Raw genomic sequence first — 20458 nt, 5'->3', positions numbered from 1 at the left:
CAGTGAACGTGCATAAAGTTGAGTCTATTCCACTCAACCCCGATTCGGGACCGATCCACGGGCTCCAGCTCTCCTGTTCCGATGCTCCGAGTGAACCGGCCGGAGTGGACCTCCGCCACCGCAGGGGCGGTCGCGGTTCCGTGCTCCCTACCCTGTTCCCCATGGCAGTCGACGTGACGAATCCGAGCCCCGAGTACCTTGCGTTCTGGCGCGAGTACCACCTGTGCACCTTGACCACTCCCCGCTCCGACGGCACGCCGCATGTGGTGCCGGTGGGTGTGACGTACGACCCCGGGGCCGGGCTCGCCCGCATCATCACCAACAAGGGCAGCCAGAAGGTCACCAACATCCTGGCCGCGGGCCCGGACGGCGCCCGGGTCGCGGTCTGCCAGGTCGACCGGGGCCGCTGGGCAACACTGGAGGGCCGCGCCACGGTGCGCACCGAGGCGGACGTGATCGCTGACGCGGTAAGCCGCTACGCGGAACGCTACGAACGCACGCCGGCGCCCAACCCGGACCGCGTCGTCATCGAGATCGCCCTGGACCGGGCGCTCGGCAGGGCGTGAGGGAAACCGCGGACTTCCCGGGACTTCGCGGGCAGCACAACGGCGCCATCGTGTTCAGGTCACGATGGCGCCGTTGTGTGGGGGAGTGACTGAGCGACATATAACGACGGGGGATCGCTCAGGCACTGCGGGGGGTGGCGGAAATAGTCTCTGGCTCGAACAGCTGGTGGTCCCGCCGGTCGAGGTTGACGAAAATCATGTCGTACCGAATCGCGCAGCGAACGGGCTGCGGGGCTCCACGCGGCTTGCGGAGGCACCGGTAGGCACGTACTTCGTCGTCTTCTTCACGTGCGACAACAATGGGGTCGCCGAACAGAGTGACCATCAGCGAGTCGCCACAGCGGGGGATGGCAGTGACGAGATCGATGAAATGCCAGCCTGATCGGTAGGCCGTGGCCATTTCCCGCCGGAAGGTCCGGTCGTCCGGCGGGATGGTCATGCGCCCTGACGAGTCGGTTCGGACCAGGCGATGTCACCGGGCTCGGCTGCCGCGTCGACGCTCCATGCGATGTCGCCCGGCGCCGATGCCTGGGTGGACCAGGCAATGTCGCCCGGCGCAGACGCCTGGATGGACCACGCGATGTCACCCGGCACCGACGCCTGAGTGGACCAGGCAATGTCACCCGGCGCAGACGCCTGGATGGACCACGCGATGTCACCCGGCACCGACGCCTGAGTGGACCACGCGATGTCACCCGGCGCAGACGCCTGAGTGGACCAGGCAATGTCACCCGGCGAGGATGCTGCCTCGCTGCTCCAGGCGATGTCGCTGCCGCTCAGTACCCCGAGCCCCAGGGCCGCGACGAACGAGGCGGCAAGCGCCGAGCGAAGCATTCGCTTATACATAGTCGGCTTCGTCCTCACTTGTGGATTCTTCTCCCCCGCACCTAAGACGATGTCTCACCTGGGCACACGAACACCACCGAGTCGATGCATCATGTTCCTGCATGTTCAGGAACCTGGGGGGTGGAGAATATGGTCATAAGCGATACAAAGCCGACACATCCTCATGGGATCACCGAACTATGCGAAGCGGGAGTCCGTCTCTACGCCGGCGCTTTGCGCTCAGGACGTATCGCCCGAAGCGAGGTGGAACCGGCGCCCTGCCTCATGGACTTCGCCCTGCTGCACCCCGACCCCGACGACCCCGACTGGCTGCGGCCCGTCCCACCGTCCGCCGCTCTGGCGAAGCGCCTGCACCCCATAGAACGCGAGATCCAGGAGCGCCGACGGCATTCGGTCCTGCTTGCCGAGTCCTTCGAGCCGTTCATGGACATCAGCGCACAGGACCCGCCGACCACCCACGCGATCACCGTGCTGGAGGGCGTCAACCGGATCAACGCGGCGCTCGATCTTGCCACGGCGGAGTGCCGCTCCGAAGTCCTCACCGTCCAGCCCGGCGGTGGCCGTAGCGAAGACCGCCTCAGCGAAGCCCTGGAAAGGGGCCTCTCCGTGGTGGACCGCGGTGTCAGCATTCGCACTCTCTATCAGCACACCGTACGTCACAGCCCCGGCACCCTGGCCTACGCCGAGCGGATGGCCGACAGCAACGTGGAGATCCGGACGCTTGAGGAGCTCATAGAGCGACTCATCGTCTTCGACCGCACGGTCGCGTTCATACCCGCCCAGGACGACCGCCAAGTCGCCCTGGAACTACGCCATCCCGGGCTGGTCGAGTATCTCGTCAGGGTATTCGAGCAGCTCTGGACCCGTGCGGCTCCACTCCTGGAAGAGGTCAAGTACGACCCGACCCCCAAGGGAATCAGTGGCGTCCAGCGCTCCATCGCACAACTCCTCGTAGAAGGACATGTCGACGACTCGATCGCCCGGCGCCTCGGCATGAACGTCCGCACCTGCCGCGCGCACGTCGCCAAGCTGTCCGCCGTCCTCGGCAGCAACAGCCGGGCCCAACTCGGCTACCTGATAGCCCGGTCGGGGATTCTTGAACAGGATCCGTGCTGAACGGGCCGCAATCGCAATACGGGGGAGAGCGACCGCGGCCCCGCGCCGGTGTGTGCGTGAACCGGACATGACGAGCAGACCCTCAACGCGTCCAGCCGAACTCAACTCGGTGCCCTCATCGTCCAGTCGGGCATAACGAAACACGCCGCAACATGAACGGGACACCCGCGCCCGCACCCGGTAGGCGGGTCCATGTCCCCCGCCGCCCCGTCCCGCTCAGTCGTCGCCGATGGTCCGCACCGAGGTGAACAGATAAACGAACAACGGCAGCAGAAGGCCCGCGATACTCAACAGCTCTTCCACGGCGTTTGGTTCCGCGCCCATGAGCCGCGGACGCCGGGCCCGGGAACCACACCGCGCCTGTACGCGCCTTGACCCAGCCCTCGGAGGGCGAGTCGAGTGAGAGCCCGAGTACGTCGCCCCCGCCCATCCCGGCATCCGCCTTGCGCAGATCGACGCCGGGCCGAGGCACTCAACGCCTCCGGGCGGAGCCATCAGCTGACCCATGTCGTGGAATTCCGGCCAACCGGAGCTCGCCCTCTCACCCGTCGTCACCGCGTTCTCTCGATGGTCGGCTGCGCGGCCGGTGCGGCATCAGGTCGCGGACAGCCGCGTCACCTGCCCCCACGATCGGCAGCGGATGCGGCTGCGGCTGCTCACCTTCACCCGGCTGGGCCGGGAACTGGATCAGCCGGCCCTGCTGGACGGAGAAGTCTCCGGTAGAGGGGTGGCTCGACGCCTCGGGGCCTTGCGGGTCGGCCGCGCGGGCATGTTCTTCCCAGCCTCTGCGGTACCAGCGCACCTGATCCTCCTCGACCTCCTCATCGGTAAGGATGCGGACGCGATCAATACCCGCCTCCTGGACCTTGTGGCCGAGTTCGATCAATAAGGCACCCAGCAGCTTTGCCACACGCGCCTCTTCGGCCGGACCACTGCCGCCGCCCCCCTCGTTCTCCATTCGCGCACTCCCTCACGCCCCCCCACAGGGCTGCTGATCCCCTAACTACCTTCCGACAGGAACTGCGTCGCGACTTTCACAAACATCTCCCGCAGCTCAGGGGGCACCCCCATTCTCAGGGCGGCCTCCTCCGGCGTCAGACGCGGGGAGTCCTCTCCGCACGCCGCCCGGCGCCCGGCGGTGACCGGAAGATCGTCCTCGGACAGCCGCCCGGACCGAATCAGCATGTCCCGCAGCGGCACGCCAAGTACCCCTGCGAGGCGCCGCATTGTTTCCAGATCGGGCATGCTCTGCCGCTGCAGCAACCGGCTCACCGCAGCCCGGTGCACCCCCGCGTCGTCGGCCAGCTTCGACTTGCCACCTCCGCGCGGACTGTCGATGTCGTACCCCCGGCGGCGCATCAACCCCTCGACCCAGCCGGCAAACTCCTCCAGACCGTCCGCACGGCTGCGGACATCGTGTCCACGGTGGCTCTGGTCCTTGCGGGCACCTGCCCACGAGTTTGATCCCATCGTGTCGCTCTCCCCTCGTCGCGGGAACAGCGTACCGATCGCGCGCGCACCCATACGTGTGCGCGCTCGCGCGTAGTTGTGGAGATCCCGTCAATAGGCCTCAATCAGCCAGCACTTGAGACATGTCGGCCCTCCCCCTCGACAGACCGTAGTCGCTTGCGCACGCGCTCGCACCATGCAACTCTGATCACGCATTCGCAATTGTCGAACGTATGTTCCCATGAGCGGGGAGGGCTTGCACGTGCCTGCATCGACGACAGCGTTCATAACGACCTTGACCTTGGGTTTCTCTCACGCGAGCGATGAGCTCGACTGGCGCAGAGCGGCCGCCTGTGCACATCTTCCACAGCGCTTCGTGTTCACACGGTCCCTTTCCGAAGCCGAACCTGTATTGCGAGCCTGCAATCACTGCCCGATACAGCAGGAGTGCGAGGCTGTCGTAGACCCCGCGCACACCTGGTTCGACGGAGTCAGCGGCGGTCGCCTCTGGCGCAACGGCCGCGAGATAGCGAGGGCCGCGAGATGACCGCAGGCAGTGCACTGTGGATCTCCTCGCTGATACGGCGCTTTCCCGAACTTCTGCAGGAACTCACCCCCAGCACCGGCGGTGGCCTGCGGGAGCGGCGCGGCGGCGGACAGACCGCCGGGACGGTCGCCCCCATGCGGCTCTACGTGTCGGACGCCATCCGCGACATCACCGACGGAGTGGTGGAGTTGGAGGAAGCCGTACGGGACCGTCTCGGTCTGCGCCGCCTCGCCGCGGCACCCGTGCCCGTACGACTCCGGCGGATCGCCGAACTTCTGGAACAGATCGGTCTCCACCCGGACCTGGCGGCGCATGTGGAGGACGAGACCCGCCGGATGGCGAGGCGTTGCGCCCGGGCCCTCGGGGATCCCGAGCAACTGGTCCGGGTCGCGGGACGGTGCCCCGCCTGCGACTGCGTATCACTGCGGGCGTTTCCGGAGCGGGGGACGGTGATGTGTGTGAACCCTGCCTGCCGTCACACCTTGGAGGAGGCGTCCGCTTCGTGAGCGCGACACTGATCTCGGGGGACCTCGCCGCGACCGAGGTGGAGGTGTCGCCCGCGACCATCCGCAAGTGGGTCCAGCTGGGTCACCTCGTGGCGGCAGGGCGGCAGGGCCGGCGGCTGCTGTACCGGCTGGAGGACGTCTTCGCGGCCGAGCGGGCCGTGCACCGCAGGGAAGGGAGCGGCTGAGAGCGCACGGCAACTAGGGTTCGCAGGGGTTCACCAGGCACTGGTGAACCCCTCTCCTGTTGTCCAGCCACTCTCAACTTCCTTTGTATTTCGCTGAGTTGCGGGATCCCATGCCTTCGATCACACTTGGAGCAGCGGCAGAGCTGCGCCCCTTCACAGGGGCGACGGCCTGCCGCTTCGTGTTGCCCGGAATCCCACTCCCCTGGGTCGCGACCGGTCACGCACGGACACCCGCCCATCCGCCCCTCCCGAAGGGAGCGTCCATGTGAGCATTCTGAGCTTTCCCGACGTGGAACGGCTCGTCGTCGATTTCCTCAAGGACCGGACCGAACTGGCCGGCACCGTGGTCGACAACCGCCCGCCCACCGGGTTCGACGGCACCCAGAAGGCCGTCCTGATCTCCCGCGTCGGCGGTGCCTGGGTCGACGACCTCCATCTCGACCAGCCACTGATCGACCTGGAGGTGTACGGGCCGGACAAGACCACCGCGCACGGTGTCGCGCTCGCCGCCCGCGCCTGCGTCCTGGAGCTGATCGGCACGTCGTACGGCACGGCCGTGGTCACCGATGTCAGGGAGGCCGACGGGCCCCGCTGGCTGCCCGACTACAACCGGCCGGCCGGCCATCGCTATCTCGCCACGGTCCGGCTGTCGATCCGACCCGCCTGAGCACCACCGCTCAACCCACCGTACGAGCCCTGTCCACGCGGCAGGGCTCACTCATGTCCCACCGATCGAGGAGTACATATGTCTGGCTTCAAGAACAGCGAGGTCCGCATCGCGGGCGCCGGTTCCGTCTGGGTGGCCCCGGCGGGCACCACAGTGACCGACACCCTCGCGGCGTCGATGACAACTCCGTGGGTCAACCTCGGCTTCACGTCCTCGGACGGCGTGAAGTTCAACAAGAAGGACAAGAACGACCCGATCGACACCTGGCAGTCGACGGCACCGGCGCGCTTCATCCTGACCGACCGCGACGTGACGCTGAAGTTCCAGCTGCTCCAGATGAGCAAGGACACGTTCCAGTTCTACATGGGCACGGGCAGCACGTCGCTCGTCACAGCGGGAAGCACGGCCGAGGCGAATGCCAAGAAGCTCGAACTGACCGGTGCCCCCGGCGGCCAGGACCAGCGGGCGATCGCCATCGACTTCAAGGACAACAACGGCACCACCGATCTCCGGTACCGCCTCGTCGTCCCGTACGCAGCCGTGTCCGACGTCGAGGAACTCTCCCTGGCCCGGACCAGCGCCATCAAGCTCGGTGTCACTGTCACCGCGCTGTCCGGCGACAAGCCGAGCGACCCGATAGCCACCTGGCTGGTGAGCGACCAGGCGCTCGCCTAACCACTCCCACGGTGCCCGGCGTGCGTGTCTCGAAGCACGCCGGGCACCGCCCTCCTCACCACATGCGAACTGGAGCCCCACATGGCTGGATTCAACGTCAACGCCGCCCGCGCCCAGCGCCTCGAAGCGCTCGGCCGGGCCTGGACCTTCGACCTCGACTCGGACTCGTTCGAACTGCCGACCGAGCTGTCCCGGGCCACCGCCCGCGGGCTGCGCGACCTCGACGACAACGACGTCGACGGCCTGCTCCGACTCCTGCTCGGGGAGCAGCAGTTCACCCGCTTCGAGCGGCATGACATCACGATGCAGGACATCGCGGCGATCCTTGAGGCGTACGGCAAGGAGACCGGGCTCGGCCTGGGGGAAGACTGAGCCTCGGCGAGCTCGTCGAAGAGCACGCCGAGGCGCTTGAGGCGGATCTGCTCCGCCACTATGGCGTCGACCTGCTCGACTGGCACCGCGGCCGGCTCTCCTCCCGCCGACTCGCGGTGCTCGTCCAGCACCTGCCTCGCGACAGCGCCCTCGTCCGCGGGACCCACGGCGAGGCCGCCGAATGGTCGGTGACCGACCACCTCCTGGCGAACGCCGTCGACCACCTCACGGTGGCGAACTGGATGTTCGCCACCGTCAACCGCGACGAGGACTCCGAAGCCCTCGACTATCCGGAACCGACCCCCCGGCCCGGCACCACCTCGGACGCCGATTCCACCGCCCCGCAAGACACCATCGTCACGGAGAACGGCATGCCCACACCGGCAGAACTCAGCGCCTTCTTCTCCTGACCGCCCGACGCCCCCGTCTCCGTTGCGGGCGGAACCCAGTCCGGCACCGCCCGCGCTCAGCCCGTGGGCGTCCGCTTCTGCCAACGCGTCACAGCACGGCGAATGCGGCGGCCCGTGCGCCACTTGGTGAATGCGGACCAGTCCCTTGTCTTCACGATGACGAAATTGTCCGGGTCACCGGGCTCCGATCCGAGCGTGTCCACAGCACCGAGGTGGACCAGAGGTTTGACGGACGGCCCGGTTCCGATGAAGACCCAAAAGACTGGATACCTGGCGGCCCTCCGTACCGTTCGTATGAAGTCAGCGCCATCGTGCGGCGGGCCGGTCAGAATCACCATGGCCAGTGTGTGGCCGCTGAGCCCGCTGGAAGACTTGGCGATCCTGTTCAGTACGGGCGCCAGATCATCCGTACCGGAGAAGAGCCGACCGTCTCCCCTCAATCGCGCGAGGCCGTTGTCCTTCTCCTCCCCTCTCGACAACTCGTGGAATGTTTCGAGGGTCAGCCATTCATTCGCCCAATTTCCTGTCTTCCCAGCCTCTGGGACAGGTATACCCACCGGCCTATTGGTGAACATCCATACACCCACATTAGGCCCACCAAAATATCGCTCGGATAATTCAATAGCGAAACATGCCGCCCCCTTCTCCACAGCAGGAATCCCCACCGTCGTACCGAAGGCTGATATTCCGATCGCAACGTTCACAACGCACCCCGCCCCTGATCGCCTGACCGAAATTCGCTCCGAGTCTTCCACCTGACGGCGTCGTGCGCAATGGGCCACGATGAAGTCCCGCACCTGAAAGCGAGCCCGCCATGGCCGGCACCGGAAAGCCAGGACCCGATTCACCGCATGCCTGGGATTGGGACACCCCAGATTTCGCTCGCCTGTACTTCAGGAAGGAAGAAGCGAACACTCTGGTGATGAAGGTCGCAGCCCTGAACCATACAACGGACCTCATGAAGGTCGCATTGGCCGGCGTGGCCACGGGACTGACCGTGATCAAGGCAGACTTCTCCCTCTTCAAGGTCGACGAGAAGGGGTTCTCCATCCTGGGAAATCCTCGCTACACCTTCCCTTGGGCAGAAGAGGGGGACAACTGGTTCTGGAAGAAAGCCGTAGGAAAGAAGAAGATCCAGGAACTGAAGGAACTGGAAGAAGATGCGCTGAAAGAGAAGGAGGAGCACAAGGAGCTGAAGAAGAAACCGGAAGAGCTCCGGAAATACATGGACAAGACTTTCTACAGGATGTCGCGTGCGGGCGGACTGAACAAGCGCATCAACCTCGCCCAGAACTCGGCGGACCGGGCAAACAAGGAAATTGCGGGGCTGCAGGCACGCCTTCGCGCTGCCGGAGATTCGAGCAGGTCAACGGTGAGCGCACGCAATCAGAATTTCACAACCACGCGAGATTCCATCAATAAACTCAGCCAGGCGCTCGCAGGGATCTGATCCGTCCTTCCGCGCCGCAAGGGGTGCACATGAATCTCAAACAAGCTGTCACCCAAGCGAACTCTGCCCTCAGTGGTCTCAAGAGTTCCCTGGACAGGACAGGTAGCGGTCTCGACAGACTTCAGAAGAGCACAGGAGCCGGCACGGCTGCCCTGACCCGGGTGAAGAGCACGTCGGACCGCCTTTCCACGTCGATGAGCAAGATGAAGACCTCTGTTGCCCAGGGCAGCAAGACATTCGACGGCATCAAGACCGCCGCTCGCGGAACCGACACCGCGCTGGGCAGGTCAAGAACCACCACTGACAAGTTCAAGTCCTCCCTCGACAAGCTCAAGTCCTCCGCCGACAAGACCAAGAAGGCCCTCCAGGACGTCAAGAAGCAGGCCGACGCGGTCGAGAAGTCCGTCGGGAAGGCCGGCAAGAACGCCGACAAGGGCGGGAAGTCCATGGGGAACCTGGGCAAGGGGCTCAAGGGCGCGTCCCTCGCGCAGAAGGGGCTCAACCTCACGATGGCGGCCAGCCCCTTCGGGCTCGTCATGACCCTCCTCGCCCCACTCATCTCGCAGTTCGTCAACATGGACAAGGTCGCGGCCCTGGTCAGGAAGGGTCTCACCGCCGCGTGGAGCGGCATCCGCAGTGCCTCGTCCTCCGCCGCCAAGTTCCTCGGTCCGCTCTTCAAGGGCGTCGTCAACGCCTTCCTGCTCCCCACCCGGATGCTCGTCCGCGGGCTCAACGCCCTGATCGGCGGCCTCAACCACGTCAAGTTCAAGGTCCCCGACTGGGTTCCCGTCATCGGCGGCAAGGGCTTCGCGTTCAACCTCCCCCGCATCCCCGTACCGCAGCTCGCCGACGGCGGCATCGTCCAGGCCCGCTCCGGCGGCCGGCTCGCGATCGTCGGTGAAGGCGGCGAGGCCGAAGCCGTCATCCCGCTCTCCAAGCTGGAACGCATGCTCGGCCACCACCCCGGCGGCGGCGCCGCCCTCCACCGGCTCGCCCAAGCCGTCGAAAGGCTCGCCGAGCGGCCCGTCCACATCGAGGTGGACTCGCAGACCATCGCCCGCGCGGTCCTCGTCGGACAGCGCAAGCTCGCCCGGAGGTGAGGCACTCGTGGCCAGAAATCTGTGGATAGGCAAGCCGGGACTGCTGCGGGAAATCCCGCAGGCAGCCCGGAGCTGGGATCGCAGTGCCGAACTCAACGTCACCGAGTTCAAGTCGCTGGACGGACAGATCACCGCCATCGCGCCCGCCCGTACCGCACGCAGGCTGAAGTTCTCCTGGGAGTGGCTGGAGCCCGCCGACGCCGATCATCTGGTGCGGCTCGCGCGGCGCGTGAACGGCCCTGGAATGCTGGGCCGCAATGTGTACGCGGGGCGGACCGTCGCCGTGCTCGATCCCGCCTCCGTCAATCTGCTCGATCCCTATCAGGCCGCCGCTCAGAGCACCCACCCCAGCGGCGCCGATCACTGGTTCACCGTGCAAGGGGCGATCACCATCAGCCCGTTCACCGACGATGTCGTGCTGGGGAGCTGCGAGGACGCCGCCACCCGGATCGGCTGGCGGCACAGTGTCTGGCCCGGCTGGCCCGTGATGCCCGGCATGAAGGTCTCCTGGCTGCTCCCGCCCGACTGGATCGCCGGACTGTCCACGGCCCAGCTGGACTGGAAGGACGTGGACGGGGGGTACCTCGCGACCGAGTCCGCGCCCGGTTCGACGGTCACCGGTACGGCTCCCGAGGGCGCCGCCTTCGTCACCCCGGTCGGCGGCCCCGGCGCCACCGGAATGACCGGACTGGCCGGCGCCTGCCTGACCATCGGTGAGGCACCCGTGGCGCTGGCACTCGGCGAGGGCTGCCCGGCCATGGCGGTGACCGGCTGCACCGACGTCCCCTCACCCCGTCTCCCGTACCGGAACATCGGCATCGACCTCGTGGAGGTGGCAGGTGCAGCCCTCTGACGACCGGCTCGACGCGGCTCTCGCCGCGCCGGAACGTACCCCGGTCCACTCCACCCGCCTCGGCGGCAAGGAGTTCGGGGAGCAGGTCCAGTCCTGGAAGGTCGAGCGCGCCTACACCACCGACCTCCCGGAAGCCATGCGGGCCTTCAGCGGCAGCGCATCGGCCCAGTTCGAGGCCCAGATCGCCGGCCGGGACGGCGAAGCCGCCCCGCGCCTGTACTCGGCATGGGCCGACCGCTCGACCGGTGACGCCGTGCGCCCCAGCCAGTCCGTCGTCCACGCCGCCGGCGTCAACGGCCGTACGCTGCCCGCCTTCCGGGGCACCGTCCGCTCCCGTTCCGCGATGTCGGGCAGCGACACCGTCACCGTTCAGGCCCTGGACGGTGCGGAGCGCCTGCGCGGACCGGCTTCGCTGCCACGTCCGTACCACGGTGTCCTGACCGGCCGGCGCATCGCCTCGGAGGTCTGGTGCGTGGACGAGCTGTTGCGCCAGGGCGGCATCCACACCTGTCCACCGCCCCGGGCGCCGCTGGCCGACAGTCTCGACACCGACCCTTTCACCGTGCTGTACGCCTCCCTGCACGGCGGGGTCAACGCGACGTACGGACAGCCCGAGAGCGTCCCGTTGATCGGCGACTACGACTGGGTCCGCGATGGCGCCCCCTTCGAGATGGCGCTGATGCCGAAGGCGGCCGGGCTCACGGCCTCCTGGATGCCACGTTCCCGGTTCACCGTCCCGGGCAAGGTCTTCCTGATGGAGTGCTGGGTCAACACCGCCCTGGCCAGAGGCAGCAGGATCGAGATCAAGGCGGTGCTCGACCGCAGCGGTGGCGCCTTCGGCTATCTGAGCGGAGTCGTCGACATCGCAGCCGGAACCATCAGGATCACCTCCGGTACGCAGGGTGGCAGCTACTGGTATTTCGAGTGGACGTCCAGCAAGCTGGCCGCGCTGCGGGGAAAGTGGCACCTCGGTTTCGTCTTCGACACCAGGGCATCGGGAGCCACCGCGCTGCCGACCGTACAGCCGCGCCTGACGGGTCCGGACGGCTCGTACTTCACCGGGTCCGCCGCCACGTACTCCGATCCGTCGGGCGCCCAACCGCGCTCCGAGCTCTACCGCATCGACCTGACCACCGACATGGCGGTGGAATGTCTCCAGGTGACCGACCGGGTCTGGACCGACACCCCTGCCTTCCCCCGCGACGTGTGGGATCAGAAGGGTGCGTGGGTCAAGGGCGCGGTGCTCGACGATCCCGGGCTGCCGCTCTACAACATGCCCAAGGTGTCGGGATCGCAGTGGGACGTGATCACCGAGATCGCCCGCGCGAGCATGTCCACCGCCGAATTCGACGAACAGGGTGTCTTCCAGTGGCGGGGTCCCGCCCGCTTCGGCAAGGTGCCCACCCAGCCCGATCTCACGGTCACCACCCGCAGGGACATCTCCTCGCTCACCGTCAGCGAGGAGATCGACGCCTGCCGCAACCACTGCGAGCAGCCGTACCAGGACTGGGGCGGCATCAGCAGCGTCGCGGGGAGCACGGTCGACGACACGGTGGTACGGAAGATCGACCCCGGCACTTCGGTGGAGGTCTCCTACGCCGTCGCCGAGGACGAGTTCGACATCGGGCCACTCGTCGTCCTCGACGACTCGGTGGTGAGCGACTGGCACCGGGTGCGCTTCGGCACGCTGGCGACCGGTGGCACAGCGGTCAAGGGAGTCGTCACGGTCAGCTGCCGCCGCGAAGGCCCGACATACATCGCGCGCTTCACCAACACCGGTACCGCGCCCGTGTGGACGGTCACCAAGGACGGCAAGCCGTCGGTACGCATCACCTCGCAGAAGGCGACCGCCGAGCCGAAACAGCGCCAGGCGGCTTGGTGGAGTCCGCCGAGCCAGCAACACTACGGCAGGCAGCAGTACACGGCCGCCGCCTCCGAATGGGTGCAGAACGGAAGCGCGGCAAGCACCCTGGCACTGACCATGCTCAACGCCGGCCGCTATCCGGTACCCGTCCTCGGCGAGGTCGAGGTGCTGCACGATCCGCGCATTCAACTCGGCGATGCCGTAAGGGTGGTGGACACCACGGGCGCGCAGCTCGACACCCTGGCATGGGTGGTGGGCACACGCACCACGTTCACCGCCGGAAGCGCGCCGCAGCAGACCCTCACCCTGCGCGGCACCTCGTACAACGGAGTCCCTCTGGACACCGGGCTGAATCCCGACGGGGCACTCGATCCGGCATACGGCACACAGCGTACGTACGCCGTGGTCACCGCCCAGTACGGGACGCTCGCCGACCTCCGGGCCGGCGAGGCCGACTACCGGGCCCTGCTCCGTGTGCCGGTGGGTGCGGTATGAGCGAGCAGCCCACCGAACCGCCCGTGGAGTCCGGCGGCGGTCAGGTCCCGGCCGACGGCACGGCGCCCGTGCCGATCGACAGCCCCGCCGCACGTGCGGGTGACGAGTCCACCGGGACGGCATTCCTGCCGCCGTCCCTCGACGGCTAGAGCTCTCCACGCGGCCCTGACCAGTGTTGCCGACCACCAGGAGGTCAACCTCATGTCCCTGCTCACCCCCCTCGGGGGTCTGCCTTACCCGCAGGCCACCGACACAGCCAACGTCCCACTCCACATGCAGTCCCTGGCCGAGGCGGTCGACGGCCGCACCGTGCTGCGTTTCGCCGATGCCGCCACCCGTGACGCCAAGGTGACCGCGCCGGTCGCGGGCATGCTGGCCTGGCTCACGAGCCCCGGCCGGCTCTTCCACCACACCGGAACCCAGTGGCACCCGGTCGTGCCCGGCCCTGTCCACAAGGCCAACTCGACGACGGGGAACACCGCTTCCGCCACCTATGTGGAAACGCTGGCGGCCTCGACCGGCGACCCCACCGCTGTCACGTTCACCGCTCCCCCCTCCGGTTCCGTTCTCGTCCAGCTCGGGGCGCGCATCAGCAGCAACGGCGCGGCGTCCGGTCTGATGTCGGCCAACATTCGTACCGGCACCACGCTGACCCTGGCCGCGGCCGATACACGGGCGGCGATCGTCAGCGGTACGAACCAGAGTTCCGCCTCCACCCAGTTCCAGGTCAGCGGGCTCGCGGCCGGTGCCGTCTGCACCGCGACCGCCGCCTACAAGTCGTCCACCACCGCGAACACCGCGACGTTCGTCTACCGCTTCCTGACAGTGACCCCGCTGACCTGACCCGGCCCGCGCCGGCCTGACGCGAGGAGCCCGCCCGTGGCCGCACCCCTCTCCCCCGCCGCCCTCGTCCGCGCCCTGCGCAGCGAGGGCGTCCGCATCGCCGTGCACGGCGACTGGCAGACCCACAACCGCAACCACAAGGGCCCCTGGGGCCCGGTGCACGGCGTCATGCTGCACCACACCGCAGGCCGCGACAGCCTCGCACTCTGCCGCGCCGGCACACCGGACCTCCCCGGTCCGCTCTGCATCGGTCTGCTCGCCAAGGACGGGACCGTCCACCTCGTCGGATACGGACGTACCAACCACGCGGGCAGTGGCTCGGCAGCCGTCCTCGAAGCCGTACGCACCGAAGCGGCTCTGCCCAACCCCGGCCCGGACGCCGTGGACGGGAATGCCCGCTTCTACGGCTTCGAGATCGAGAACCTCGGCAACGGCCGTGACCCCTACCCCGCCGCTCAGCTCGACGCCGCCGAACGCCTGGCCGCCGCACTGTGCCGGGCGCACGGCTGGTCGGCGAGGAGCCTGATCGCCCACAAGGAGTGGACCCGGCGCAAGATCGACCCGTCGTTCTCGATGACCTCGATGCGGAACCGGATCGCGGCCCGCCTCGGTTCGCTGCCCGCCGAGCCTGCCCCTCCCCGCTACGAAACCTTCCCGGGCGCCGCCTTCTTCGCACCGGGCAGGAACAGCCCGCTGGTGACCGCGGTCGGCAGGCGGCTGGTCGCCGAGGGGTGCGGACGGTACGCGGTCGGGCCCGGACCGGTGTGGGGCGAGGCCGACCGGCGCTCGTACGCCGCCTGGCAGCGCAGGCTCGGCTACAGCGGCGGCTCGGCCGACGGCATCCCGGGACGCGCCAGCTGGGACCGGCTGCGCGTCCCCTGTATGTGAGGAGACCCGCGATGACGCAGTCCGAGGCCGAGAACATCGCTCTGGAACTGGAGCGGCTGCACCGCTCCGTCGACGTCGGATTCGCCACCACACGGGGCGACTTGGCACTGCTGCTGCAACGCGTCGATCAGACCGACAAAGCACTCGGGGAACACGAGGAACGCCTCGACACGCTTGAAAGGGCCCGCTGGCCGCTGCCCTCGCTGGCCGCGGTCACCTCGTGCGCCGCGCTGGCTCTCACGCTCTGGCAGTCCTCGGGGAAGTGACCTCCCCGGACGCCGGGGAGATTGCCCTCCCCTGCAAAGAAAGGATACGGAAAGGTCAGGGCCCGTCCCCCGTGCGCTTCACGGGAGACGGGCCCTTTTCCTCGTACGTACGGTGCGGGTACGCCGGACCCGCTCAGCCCTTCGGCCGCTTCGGCCGCCAGACCACCAACGCACTCGTCTGCTGCACATCCTGATACGGCACCAGATCGCGCCGGTACGAGGCATGCACCTGGGCCTCACGCTGCTGCATCGCCACCGCCGCGCCGTCCACCGCCGCCGAGAGCTCGGCAACGCGCTGCTGGAGGGCGGCGACCTGGTTCTCCAGTTCGATGATGCGCTTGATGCCGGCGAGGTTGATGCCCTCGTCCTGCGACAGCTGCTGCACGGTGCGCAGCAGCTCGATGTCGCGGGCCGAGTAACGCCTGCCGCGCCCGGCCGTACGGTCGGGGGAGACCAGGCCGAGGCGGTCGTACTGGCGCAGCGTCTGCGGATGCAGGCCCGAGAGCTGGGCCGCGATCGAGATCACGTACACCGGTGATTCATCGGTCAGTTCGTACGGATTGCGTCGTCGGCCGTCCACCTCAAGCTCCCTTCGCAGCCTGGAACAGCTCCGCCCGCGGGTCGTGGCCCGCGGTCGCCTTCCGGTAGGCCTCCAGCGCGTCCCTGGCCTCGGTGCTGAGGTCCTTGGGCACCGTCACCTCGACGGTGACCAGCAGGTCGCCCCGGGTGCCGTCCTTGCGTACGGCGCCCTTGCCGCGGGCACGCATCGTACGCCCGTTGGGGGTGCCGGCCGGCAGCTTCAGGGTGACCGGCGGACCGCCGAGCGTGGGCACCTTCACCTCGCCGCCGAGCGCCGCCTCCGTGAAGTCGACGGGCACGGTGACCGTGAGGTTGTCGCCCTTGCGGCCGAAGACCGGGTGGGCGTCGACATGGACCACGACGTAGAGATCGCCGGCCGGTCCACCGCGCTCGCCCGGGCCGCCCTTGCCGCGCAGCCGGATCCGCTGGCTGTCCGAGACGCCCGCCGGAATCCTGACCTGCATGGTCCGGGAGGACTTCGCCCGTCCGCTGCCCTTGCAGACATCGCAGGGGTCCTGGGCGATGAGGCCCCGTCCCTTGCAGTCCACGCAGGGGTCGGTGAGCGAGAAGCCGCCGCCGGTGCCGCGCGACACCTGGCCGGTGCCGAGACAGGTCGGGCAGACCCTGGGGGTGCCGTTCTTGTCACCGGTGCCGGAACACGCCTTGCAGGGCGCCTGGCTGGACATCCGCAACGGGACCGTGGCCCCTTCGACCGCCTCGATGAAGCTGAGCGTCACCTCGGACTCGATGTCCTGGCCGCGGCGCGGCTGCACCCGTGTCCCCGTACCGCCCCGGTTGAACAGGCCGCCGAAGACATCACCCAGGCCGCCGCCGCCGAAACCGCCGGCTCCGCCGCCCGCGCCCCCGCCCTGGGTGCCTCCGAAGAGGTCGCCCAGGTCGAAGTTGAAGTTGCCCCCGGCGCCTCCGGGTCCGGCCCTGAAGCCGCCGTTGCCGAAGAGGGCGCGCGCCTCGTCGTACTCCTTGCGCTTCTTGCTGTCGCCGAGGATGTCGTTCGCCTCGGAGATCTCCTTGAAGCGCTCCTCCGCCTTGTCATCGCCCTTGTTGGCGTCCGGGTGGAACTCGCGGGCGAGCTTCCGGTACGCCTTCTTGATCTCGGCGTCGGTGGCGTCCTTGGGGACGCCGAGGACCTTGTAGTAGTCCTTCTCGACGAAGTCCTTCGTGCTCATCGACGTCCCTCCTTCCGGACGATCGGCCATGCGGCCGGCCCGTTGGCCGGTCGCATGGCCGGGCGGTGGGCCACGAGGTGGTCAGACGGGATGTCAGACCTCCTCGGTGCCACCGCTCTCCTCGTCGGTTGCCTTCTCTTCCTTGGCTGCCGCGCCCGGCTGCGGTTCGGCCACCGCCACCCGCGCGGGGCGGATGGTGCGCTCGCCGATCCGATACCCCGGCTGCAGGATCGCCACGCAGGTCGTCTCGGTGACATCCGGCGCGTACGAGTGCATCAGGGCCTCGTGGATCGTCGGGTCGAAGGGCTCGCCCTCCTTGCCGAACTGCTGCAGGCCCAGCTTGGCGACGACCGTCTCCAGTGATTCGGCCACCGACTTGAACCCGCCCACGAGCTCGCCGTGCTCACGGGCCCGGCCGACGTCGTCGAGCACGGGCAGGAGCTCGGACAGGAGACCCGCGACTGCGATCTCCTTGACCGTGGCCCGGTCCCGCTCGACGCGGCGACGGTAGTTCTGGTATTCGGCCTGGAGCCGCTGGAGGTCGCCCGTGCGCTCGTTGAGCGCGGTGCGGACCTGGTCCAGCTGGGCCGTCAGACCGACTGTCTGTACTGCGTCCCCGGCCGGGGGCGCCTCCTCCTCGGATGAGGAAGGGGCGTCCTTCGGCTCAGCTCCGTCAGGGGTGGCGCCGGAGGGGACGTCGGGCTTCTCCTCGAAACCCGGAGTCTCCTCGGTCACACCGCACCGCCCTTCGCGTCCTTCTCGTCGTCCACGATCTCGGCGTCGACGACGTCGTCGTCGGCCTTGGCCTGCTGGGCGCCCGGCTGCGGGTCACCCTGCGGACCGCCCTCGGCCTGGGCGTTGGCGTACATCGCCTGGCCCAGCTTCTGGGAGACGGCCGCGACCTTCTCGGTGGCGGTACGGATCTCGGCGGTGTCCTCGCCCTTGAGCTTCTCCTTCAGCTCGGTGAGCGCGGTCTCCACCTCCGTCTTCACGTCACCGGGGACCTTGTCCTCGTTGTCCTTGAGGAACTTCTCCGTCTGGTAGACGAGCTGCTCGCCCTGGTTGCGGGACTCGGCGGCCTCGCGACGGCGGTGGTCCTCCTCCGCGTACTGCTCGGCCTCCTCACGCATCCGGTTGACCTCGTCCTTCGGCAGCGAGGAGCCGCCGGTGACGGTCATCTTCTGCTCCTTGCCGGTGCCGAGGTCCTTGGCGGCGACGTGCATGATGCCGTTCGCGTCGATGTCGAACGCGACCTCGATCTGCGGGACGCCACGCGGGGCCGGCGGCAGGCCGGTCAGCTCGAACATTCCGAGCTTCTTGTTGTACGCCGCGATCTCGCGCTCGCCCTGGTAGACCTGGATCTGCACGGACGGCTGGTTGTCCTCGGCCGTCGTGAAGATCTCGGAGCGCTTGGTCGGGATCGTGGTGTTGCGCTCGATGAGCTTCGTCATGATGCCGCCCTTGGTCTCGATACCGAGGGACAGCGGGGTGACGTCGAGCAGCAGGACGTCCTTGACCTCACCCTTGAGGACACCGGCCTGGAGCGAGGCGCCGATGGCGACGACCTCGTCCGGGTTCACACCCTTGTTGGCCTCCTGGCCACCGGTCAGCTCCTTGACGAGCTCGGCGACGGCCGGCATACGGGTGGAGCCACCGACGAGAACGACGTGGTCGATCTCGGAGAGCTGGATGCCCGCGTCCTTGATGACGTTGTGGAACGGGCTCTTGCAGCGGTCCAGGAGGTCGGCGGTGAGCTGCTGGAACTGCGAGCGCGTGAGCTTCTCGTCCAGGTGCAGCGGGCCCTCGGCGGACGCCGTGATGTAGGGCAGGTTGATCGAGGTCTCGGTCGAGGACGAGAGCTCGATCTTCGCCTTCTCCGCAGCCTCGCGCAGACGCTGGAGAGCCATCTTGTCCTTGGACAGGTCCACGCCGTGACCGTTGGCGAACTGCTTCACCAGGTAGTCGACGACGCGCTGGTCCCAGTCGTCACCACCGAGGTGGTTGTCACCGTTGGTGGCCTTCACCTCGACGACGCCGTCGCCGATCTCCAGCAGCGATACGTCGAAGGTGCCGCCACCGAGGTCGAAGACGAGGATCGTCTGGTCGTCCTTGTCGAGCCCGTACGCCAGCGCGGCGGCCGTCGGCTCGTTGACGATACGCAGGACGTTCAGGCCCGCGATCTCGCCGGCCTCCTTCGTCGCCTGACGCTCGGAGTCGTTGAAGTACGCGGGGACCGTGATGACCGCGTCGGTCACCTTCTCGCCCAGGTACGACTCGGCGTCCCGCTTCAGCTTCTGCAGGATGAAGGCGCTCATCTGCTGCGGGTTGAAGCTCTTGCCGTCCAGGTCGATCTTCCAGTCAGTGCCCATGTGGCGCTTGACGGAGCGGATGGTCCTGTCGACGTTGGTCACTGCCTGACGCTTGGCGACCTCGCCGACCAGCACCTCGCCGTTCTTCGCGAAGGCGACGACGGACGGCGTGGTCCTGGCGCCCTCTGCGTTGGTGATGACGGTGGGCTCGCCGCCTTCGAGAACGCTGACGACGGAGTTAGTCGTGCCCAGGTCGATGCCGACCGCACGTGCCATTTCAATTCCTCCAGCTTGACTACTTGAGTGGAACTGACTCAAGGATGCACGACAGGCGCCCCAGTGTCAACAGAGTTGAGTCCAGCCGACTCAACTATCGTGCACGCACCTCACGCGCACAAGGAAATCAAGGGCGACACCCGCCCGCCCCGCGGGCCACGCAGGCCGCCCCATCATCGCGTCATGGGATCGTTCTGTCACAAAATGCCGTGAGTCACGCAAAACCGGCACCAGATCCGCCCGACCCCCAGGCAGGTGCGAACGATGCAGAGGCAGAGACAGAGGCAGGGGCAGAGGCCGGGCCGCATGCCGGGCCGCGCACCGATCCATATGCCGGGCCGCGTGCCGATCCGTATGCGGGCACAGCCGCGGGAGTGGTCATGGGAGTGGCTACGGGAATGGAGGCAGGCGTGGCCGTCGGCCAAGCGCGTACTGGACCTGACCCTCGGTTCGGTCCTGCTGGCCCTGGCCGCCCCCCTGCTCGCCGCGGGCGCCCTCGCCCTCGCGGCGCGGCGGCTCCCCGGTGGCGTGCTGACCCGCTCACCCCGGATCGGCCTGGGCGGCCACCTCTTCGTACTGCACTCGCTGCGCACCCGGCGACTGCGGCTGGATCTGCTCTCCCGGCTGCCGCACGTCGTACGGGGAGACCTCTCCCTGGTCGGCCCGGAGCCCCTGGCACCGGACGACGAGCGGGCCCGGGCCCCCGGAGTCGAAACCCATACCCCCGAAACCGCCACCACCGCCGCCGCGAGACACTGGCGGCAGGAACTGAAACCGGGCCTCACCGGCCTGGCGCAGGTACGCTCCCGCTCCGGAATGCCGTGGGACGAGCCGGCCCTGCTCGACCAGCACTACGCCGAGCACCACTGGGTGGGACTCGACCTGGCCATCCTGGCGAGAGCCGTACACGCTCCGCTGCGCAGGGCGATCCGCGGACTCACCCGGCACGGCAAGGCACACCTGAGCGACACAGATCACCGCCGGTGCGGCTACAGCGCGGCGGAATAAG

Annotated in this window: 26 protein-coding genes; 17 read left to right on the top strand and 9 right to left on the bottom strand. The window is 68.0% G+C overall.

Annotated elements, in window-relative coordinates:
- Positions 1 to 161: 161 nt before the first annotated feature.
- Positions 162 to 566 (top strand): pyridoxamine 5'-phosphate oxidase family protein, encoded by a 405-nt coding sequence (locus ACIPEK_RS36385; RefSeq protein ID WP_402005282.1) that lies wholly within the window; start codon positions 162 to 164, stop codon positions 564 to 566.
- Positions 567 to 684: 118 nt separating this feature from the next.
- On the opposite strand, the gene ACIPEK_RS36380 is transcribed toward ACIPEK_RS36385, so the two are convergent.
- Both ACIPEK_RS36380 and ACIPEK_RS36375 read right to left on the bottom strand, forming a co-directional pair.
- On the bottom strand, positions 685 to 1005 hold the full coding sequence (locus ACIPEK_RS36380; protein WP_093899390.1) for a (2Fe-2S)-binding protein: 321 nt from the start codon (positions 1003 to 1005) through the stop codon (positions 685 to 687).
- Entirely contained in the window at positions 1002 to 1412 is a 411-nt protein-coding gene (locus ACIPEK_RS36375) for a 5'-nucleotidase (protein WP_402005279.1), read from the bottom strand. The genes ACIPEK_RS36380 and ACIPEK_RS36375 overlap by 4 nt, the downstream gene beginning before the upstream one ends.
- Positions 1413 to 1676: 264 nt before the next feature.
- Here ACIPEK_RS36375 and ACIPEK_RS36370 point away from each other — a divergent pair, with 264 nt between their 5' ends.
- Positions 1677 to 2528 carry a helix-turn-helix transcriptional regulator gene (locus tag ACIPEK_RS36370; RefSeq protein WP_402005276.1) on the top strand — a complete coding sequence of 284 codons (852 nt, stop codon included), beginning with the start codon at positions 1677 to 1679 and terminating at the stop codon, positions 2526 to 2528.
- A gap of 541 nt (positions 2529 to 3069) precedes the next feature.
- Here the strand turns inward: ACIPEK_RS36370 and ACIPEK_RS36365 are convergent.
- A complete protein-coding gene (locus tag ACIPEK_RS36365) occupies positions 3070 to 3438 on the bottom strand; it encodes a hypothetical protein (RefSeq protein ID WP_402005274.1) in 369 nt (122 codons plus the stop codon).
- Positions 3439 to 3527: 89 nt separating this feature from the next.
- The gene (locus ACIPEK_RS36360) at positions 3528 to 3887 is read right to left on the bottom strand and encodes a helix-turn-helix domain-containing protein (RefSeq protein WP_402005303.1); all 360 of its coding nucleotides are present in this window, start codon (positions 3885 to 3887) and stop codon (positions 3528 to 3530) included.
- 633 nt (positions 3888 to 4520) lie between these two features.
- Between ACIPEK_RS36360 and ACIPEK_RS36355 the strand changes: the two genes are divergently transcribed.
- The 6 genes from ACIPEK_RS36355 to ACIPEK_RS36330 all read left to right on the top strand — a co-directional run bounded on the left by ACIPEK_RS36355 (position 4521) and on the right by ACIPEK_RS36330 (position 7339).
- A complete protein-coding gene (locus tag ACIPEK_RS36355) occupies positions 4521 to 5030 on the top strand; it encodes a hypothetical protein (RefSeq protein WP_402005271.1) in 510 nt (169 codons plus the stop codon).
- A complete protein-coding gene (locus ACIPEK_RS36350) occupies positions 5027 to 5215 on the top strand; it encodes a helix-turn-helix domain-containing protein (protein ID WP_402005268.1) in 189 nt (62 codons plus the stop codon). Before ACIPEK_RS36355 ends, ACIPEK_RS36350 begins: the two co-directional genes overlap by 4 nt.
- A 265-nt stretch (positions 5216 to 5480) precedes the next feature.
- On the top strand, positions 5481 to 5882 hold the full coding sequence (locus ACIPEK_RS36345) for a hypothetical protein (protein WP_402005265.1): 402 nt from the start codon (positions 5481 to 5483) through the stop codon (positions 5880 to 5882).
- Between the two features lie 78 nt (positions 5883 to 5960).
- The gene (locus ACIPEK_RS36340; protein ID WP_402005262.1) at positions 5961 to 6557 is read left to right on the top strand and encodes a phage tail protein; all 597 of its coding nucleotides are present in this window, start codon (positions 5961 to 5963) and stop codon (positions 6555 to 6557) included.
- Between the two features lie 81 nt (positions 6558 to 6638).
- Positions 6639 to 6929 carry a hypothetical protein gene (locus ACIPEK_RS36335; protein WP_402005259.1) on the top strand — a complete coding sequence of 97 codons (291 nt, stop codon included), beginning with the start codon at positions 6639 to 6641 and terminating at the stop codon, positions 6927 to 6929.
- Positions 6930 to 7045: 116 nt separating this feature from the next.
- Positions 7046 to 7339 (top strand): hypothetical protein, encoded by a 294-nt coding sequence (locus ACIPEK_RS36330; protein ID WP_328512641.1) that lies wholly within the window; start codon positions 7046 to 7048, stop codon positions 7337 to 7339.
- Positions 7340 to 7395: 56 nt separating this feature from the next.
- On the opposite strand, the gene ACIPEK_RS36325 is transcribed toward ACIPEK_RS36330, so the two are convergent.
- The gene (locus ACIPEK_RS36325; RefSeq protein WP_402005256.1) at positions 7396 to 7914 is read right to left on the bottom strand and encodes a hypothetical protein; all 519 of its coding nucleotides are present in this window, start codon (positions 7912 to 7914) and stop codon (positions 7396 to 7398) included.
- A 239-nt stretch (positions 7915 to 8153) separates the two neighbouring features.
- On the opposite strand from ACIPEK_RS36325, the gene ACIPEK_RS36320 reads away from it, so the two are divergent.
- The 8 genes from ACIPEK_RS36320 to ACIPEK_RS36285 all read left to right on the top strand — a co-directional run bounded on the left by ACIPEK_RS36320 (position 8154) and on the right by ACIPEK_RS36285 (position 15098).
- Positions 8154 to 8789 carry a hypothetical protein gene (locus tag ACIPEK_RS36320; RefSeq protein WP_402005253.1) on the top strand — a complete coding sequence of 212 codons (636 nt, stop codon included), beginning with the start codon at positions 8154 to 8156 and terminating at the stop codon, positions 8787 to 8789.
- 203 nt (positions 8790 to 8992) lie between these two features.
- Positions 8993 to 9889: a hypothetical protein gene (locus tag ACIPEK_RS36315; protein WP_402005250.1), complete on the top strand. Its 897-nt coding sequence runs from the start codon at positions 8993 to 8995 to the stop codon at positions 9887 to 9889.
- Positions 9890 to 9896: 7 nt separating this feature from the next.
- Positions 9897 to 10742 carry a hypothetical protein gene (locus ACIPEK_RS36310; RefSeq protein ID WP_402005247.1) on the top strand — a complete coding sequence of 282 codons (846 nt, stop codon included), beginning with the start codon at positions 9897 to 9899 and terminating at the stop codon, positions 10740 to 10742.
- Positions 10729 to 13101 carry a hypothetical protein gene (locus ACIPEK_RS36305; RefSeq protein ID WP_402005244.1) on the top strand — a complete coding sequence of 791 codons (2373 nt, stop codon included), beginning with the start codon at positions 10729 to 10731 and terminating at the stop codon, positions 13099 to 13101. The genes ACIPEK_RS36310 and ACIPEK_RS36305 overlap by 14 nt, the downstream gene beginning before the upstream one ends.
- Positions 13098 to 13250, top strand: a complete 153-nt coding sequence (locus tag ACIPEK_RS36300) for a hypothetical protein (protein WP_402005241.1) — start codon at positions 13098 to 13100, stop codon at positions 13248 to 13250. The genes ACIPEK_RS36305 and ACIPEK_RS36300 overlap by 4 nt, the downstream gene beginning before the upstream one ends.
- Positions 13251 to 13302: 52 nt before the next feature.
- Positions 13303 to 13944, top strand: coding sequence for a hypothetical protein (locus ACIPEK_RS36295; protein WP_402005239.1), 642 nt, complete (start codon positions 13303 to 13305; stop codon positions 13942 to 13944).
- 36 nt (positions 13945 to 13980) lie between these two features.
- Positions 13981 to 14832 carry a peptidoglycan-binding protein gene (locus ACIPEK_RS36290; RefSeq protein WP_402005236.1) on the top strand — a complete coding sequence of 284 codons (852 nt, stop codon included), beginning with the start codon at positions 13981 to 13983 and terminating at the stop codon, positions 14830 to 14832.
- 11 nt (positions 14833 to 14843) lie between these two features.
- A complete protein-coding gene (locus tag ACIPEK_RS36285; RefSeq protein ID WP_402005233.1) occupies positions 14844 to 15098 on the top strand; it encodes a hypothetical protein in 255 nt (84 codons plus the stop codon).
- A gap of 133 nt (positions 15099 to 15231) precedes the next feature.
- On the opposite strand, the gene ACIPEK_RS36280 is transcribed toward ACIPEK_RS36285, so the two are convergent.
- The 4 genes from ACIPEK_RS36280 to dnaK form a co-directional block, all read right to left on the bottom strand.
- Positions 15232 to 15678, bottom strand: a complete 447-nt coding sequence (locus ACIPEK_RS36280; RefSeq protein ID WP_383076966.1) for a heat shock protein transcriptional repressor HspR — start codon at positions 15676 to 15678, stop codon at positions 15232 to 15234.
- Between the two features lies 1 nt (position 15679).
- Positions 15680 to 16864 carry a molecular chaperone DnaJ gene (dnaJ, locus tag ACIPEK_RS36275; RefSeq protein ID WP_093899394.1) on the bottom strand — a complete coding sequence of 395 codons (1185 nt, stop codon included), beginning with the start codon at positions 16862 to 16864 and terminating at the stop codon, positions 15680 to 15682.
- A gap of 93 nt (positions 16865 to 16957) precedes the next feature.
- A complete protein-coding gene (gene grpE / locus ACIPEK_RS36270; RefSeq protein WP_402005228.1) occupies positions 16958 to 17599 on the bottom strand; it encodes a nucleotide exchange factor GrpE in 642 nt (213 codons plus the stop codon).
- Positions 17596 to 19449, bottom strand: coding sequence for a molecular chaperone DnaK (gene dnaK / locus ACIPEK_RS36265; protein ID WP_327274346.1), 1854 nt, complete (start codon positions 19447 to 19449; stop codon positions 17596 to 17598). Before dnaK ends, grpE begins: the two co-directional genes overlap by 4 nt.
- A 342-nt stretch (positions 19450 to 19791) precedes the next feature.
- Between dnaK and ACIPEK_RS36260 the strand changes: the two genes are divergently transcribed.
- A complete protein-coding gene (locus ACIPEK_RS36260; protein ID WP_402005225.1) occupies positions 19792 to 20457 on the top strand; it encodes a sugar transferase in 666 nt (221 codons plus the stop codon).
- The last annotated feature ends 1 nt before the right edge of the window (position 20458 follow it).

The sequence above is a fragment of the Streptomyces sp. NPDC088246 genome, assembly GCF_044741025.1.
In the GTDB taxonomy this organism is placed as follows: Bacteria; Actinomycetota; Actinomycetes; order Streptomycetales; family Streptomycetaceae; genus Streptomyces.
The sequence above is the reverse complement of the archived record's forward strand: the minus strand, read 5'-3'. Positions and strand labels throughout refer to the sequence as shown.

Bases quoted from the DNA above. Each gene is read 5' to 3' on its own strand.
- ACIPEK_RS36385 (WP_402005282.1), top strand. From the start codon at position 162: ATGGCAGTCGACGTGACGAATCCGAGCCCCGAGTACCTTGCGTTCTGG.
- ACIPEK_RS36380 (WP_093899390.1), bottom strand. From the start codon at position 1,005: ATGACCATCCCGCCGGACGACCGGACCTTCCGGCGGGAAATGGCCACG.
- ACIPEK_RS36375 (WP_402005279.1), bottom strand. From the start codon at position 1,412: ATGTATAAGCGAATGCTTCGCTCGGCGCTTGCCGCCTCGTTCGTCGCG.
- ACIPEK_RS36370 (WP_402005276.1), top strand. From the start codon at position 1,677: ATGGACTTCGCCCTGCTGCACCCCGACCCCGACGACCCCGACTGGCTG.
- ACIPEK_RS36360 (WP_402005303.1), bottom strand. From the start codon at position 3,887: ATGCGCCGCCGGGGGTACGACATCGACAGTCCGCGCGGAGGTGGCAAG.
- ACIPEK_RS36355 (WP_402005271.1), top strand. From the start codon at position 4,521: ATGACCGCAGGCAGTGCACTGTGGATCTCCTCGCTGATACGGCGCTTT.
- ACIPEK_RS36340 (WP_402005262.1), top strand. From the start codon at position 5,961: ATGTCTGGCTTCAAGAACAGCGAGGTCCGCATCGCGGGCGCCGGTTCC.
- ACIPEK_RS36335 (WP_402005259.1), top strand. From the start codon at position 6,639: ATGGCTGGATTCAACGTCAACGCCGCCCGCGCCCAGCGCCTCGAAGCG.
- ACIPEK_RS36325 (WP_402005256.1), bottom strand. From the start codon at position 7,914: ATGTTCACCAATAGGCCGGTGGGTATACCTGTCCCAGAGGCTGGGAAG.
- ACIPEK_RS36320 (WP_402005253.1), top strand. From the start codon at position 8,154: ATGGCCGGCACCGGAAAGCCAGGACCCGATTCACCGCATGCCTGGGAT.
- ACIPEK_RS36315 (WP_402005250.1), top strand. From the start codon at position 8,993: ATGAAGACCTCTGTTGCCCAGGGCAGCAAGACATTCGACGGCATCAAG.
- ACIPEK_RS36300 (WP_402005241.1), top strand. From the start codon at position 13,098: ATGAGCGAGCAGCCCACCGAACCGCCCGTGGAGTCCGGCGGCGGTCAG.
- ACIPEK_RS36295 (WP_402005239.1), top strand. From the start codon at position 13,303: ATGTCCCTGCTCACCCCCCTCGGGGGTCTGCCTTACCCGCAGGCCACC.
- ACIPEK_RS36285 (WP_402005233.1), top strand. From the start codon at position 14,844: ATGACGCAGTCCGAGGCCGAGAACATCGCTCTGGAACTGGAGCGGCTG.
- dnaJ (WP_093899394.1), bottom strand. From the start codon at position 16,864: ATGAGCACGAAGGACTTCGTCGAGAAGGACTACTACAAGGTCCTCGGC.
- dnaK (WP_327274346.1), bottom strand. From the start codon at position 19,449: ATGGCACGTGCGGTCGGCATCGACCTGGGCACGACTAACTCCGTCGTC.